Origin of the sequence: Burkholderia sp. SIMBA_051, from assembly GCF_046534915.1 — a bacterium.
GTDB classification, from domain to species: Bacteria; Pseudomonadota; Gammaproteobacteria; order Burkholderiales; family Burkholderiaceae; genus Burkholderia; species Burkholderia ambifaria.
In genome coordinates, this window is the sequence record NZ_JAWRXS010000611.1 from 1 (window position 1) to 251 (window position 251).

Sequence of the window (251 nt, forward strand, 5' to 3'; positions counted from 1 at the left end):
GTTCGCTGAAGCAACGATGAAGCGCGGCGCGCACGTTGCAAGTCGTCATCGTGCGCGGCGGCGCCCTGCTCATCGTTCAGCCACACCCCGCTTCCCATGACCGCCCCGAACATCCGGCGCTACCTCAGCTTGCGGCCGCGCCTGCGCGCGATATTCCGCCTGCAATGGGAAGCCGGGCAGCATGCCTACGTGTTGCTCCATCCCGAAGGTCGGGTGACGCTCAATCCGAGCGCGGGCGAAATTCTCTCGCG

At 66.1% G+C, this 251-nt stretch carries 1 protein-coding gene; it reads left to right on the forward strand.

Translation table 11 applies throughout. The annotated features are described in order from the left end of the window. Positions 1 to 96: 96 nt before the first annotated feature. A partial coding sequence (gene pqqD, locus SB771_RS35940; RefSeq protein ID WP_410722157.1) for a pyrroloquinoline quinone biosynthesis peptide chaperone PqqD occupies positions 97 to 251 on the forward strand: 155 nt, incomplete at its 3' end.